Source organism: Acidovorax delafieldii 2AN, assembly GCF_000175235.1.
In the GTDB taxonomy this organism is placed as follows: domain Bacteria; phylum Pseudomonadota; class Gammaproteobacteria; order Burkholderiales; family Burkholderiaceae_C; genus Acidovorax; species Acidovorax delafieldii_B.
Genome location: NZ_ACQT01000447.1, coordinates 1 through 1,801 on the forward strand (window position 1 = coordinate 1; position 1,801 = coordinate 1,801).

General features: G+C 70.2%; 2 protein-coding genes. Both read left to right on the forward strand.

Annotated elements, in window-relative coordinates; genetic code table 11:
• Positions 1-632, forward strand: a 632-nt coding sequence (locus ACDELDRAFT_RS22080; protein ID WP_005800906.1) for an alkaline phosphatase D family protein, incomplete at its 5' end; no start/stop codon positions are given.
• A 163-nt stretch (positions 633-795) separates the two neighbouring features.
• The coding region (locus ACDELDRAFT_RS22085) for a gamma-glutamyltransferase (protein WP_005800907.1) at positions 796-1,801 on the forward strand (1,006 nt) is incomplete at its 3' end.

Consider the following 1,801-nt stretch of genomic DNA (forward strand, 5'->3'; position numbering starts at 1 on the left):
CGGCCGACACCGGCCAGGCCGCGGCCGTGCGTCCGCAGGATTGCCCCACCCTGTCCGACCCGGAACGCACCCTGCTGGGCGCCGCCCAGGAACAGTGGCTGGACGCAGGCCTGGCCGCCGACGCGCAGCACGACCGCACCCGCTGGAGCGTGATCGCGCAGCAGACCCTGTTCTCGCCGCGCCGCTACCCCTCGGGCGTGGTCTCCACCGACAGCTGGGACGGCTACCCCGGCGCCCGCGCGCGCCTGCTGCAGTCGCTGGCCCGCCATGCGCCGCGCAACAGCGTGCTGCTGGGGGGAGATATCCACCAGAACTACGTCTGCAAGGTGCAGGCCGAGGCGGCAGACGGCCAGCCTTCCAGCCCCGCAGTGCTTGCCAGCGAGTTCTGCGGCACCTCGATCAGTTCGCGTGCGGGCACCACGCAGGACAAGGTCGACGCCATCGCCCGCCAGAACCCGCATGTGCTGCTGGCGCGCTGCGACCAGCGTGGCTATGGCCTGGCCGACATCACCCCCACGCGCTGGACCACCACCCTGCGCGTGGTGGACGACCCGCTGCGAGCCGACAGCGGCGCATCCACGCAGGCGCGTTTCGTCGTGGAAGATGGGCGGGCGGGGCCAGTGCCGGCCTGAATTCCATTGCTCTTTAATTGATAGCTACTGGCGCTCACCCATCAAGCGCAAGAGGTCAAAAACACTCAAAATCCCGGTGACTGTTCCGCGATGTAACAGCCACGACGGGTGGAGCGGCAGCCCGGTACCATGGGTTTTTCGCCCACCCGTTGGAGACACCAGGATGCCCAAGACCCCCGCCCTCCGCCTTGCGCTCATCGCCGCCGCTGCCGTGCTGGCCGGCTGCAACAGCGCCCCTCCGCTGGCCTACACCGTCCCCGACCAGCCCGAAGGCTCTTCGGGCTACACCGAAAAGCCGGGCTGGGCGACCGAGAGGTTTGCGGTGGCCGCCGCCAACCCGCTGGCCACCGACGCCGGCTACCAGGTGCTCAAGGCCGGCGGCTCGGCCATCGACGCGGCCATTGCCGTGCAGATGGTGCTGGCGCTGGTCGAGCCCCAGTCGAGCGGCATTGGCGGCGGCGCCTTCCTGCTGCACGCCACCGGCGCCCGGGTCGAGGCCTATGACGGGCGCGAAACCGCACCGGCAGCGGCCACCGAAAAGCTCTTCATCGGCGCAGACGGCAAGCCCCTGCCCTTCAACGATGCCGTGGTGGGTGGGCGCTCGGTGGGCGTGCCGGGCACGGTGCGCATGCTCGAGCTGGCGCACAAGGACCACGGCAAGCTGGCATGGTCGCAACTGTTCCAGCCTGCCATCCAGCTGGCCGAGGGCGGCTTCAAGGTCAGCGCCCGGCTCCATGCGCTCCTCGCCAACGAGAAATTCCTGTCCAAGGACCCCGTGGCCGCCGCCTATTTCTACGACGCGGCCGGCAAGCCCTGGCCCGTGGGCCATGTGCTGAAGAACCCCGAGCTGGCCGCCGTGCTCCGGGCCATTGCCCGCCAGGGCTCGAAGGCACTGCTGGAGGGCGACGTGGCCCAGGCCATCGTGGCCAAGGTGCGCACGCACTCCACCAACCCGGGCCAGCTCAGCCTGTCCGACCTGGCCGGCTACCAGGCCAAAAAACGCGAGGCCCTGTGCACCAGCTACCAGGTCGCGCCCCACGACTACCGCGTATGCGGCTTTCCGCCACCGAGCTCGGGGGCCATTGCCATCGGCCAGATCCTGGGCATCCTGAAGAACACCGACGCGGCCGCGCTGCCGCTGCAGGACGGCCTGCGCGGCCCCGCCCCGG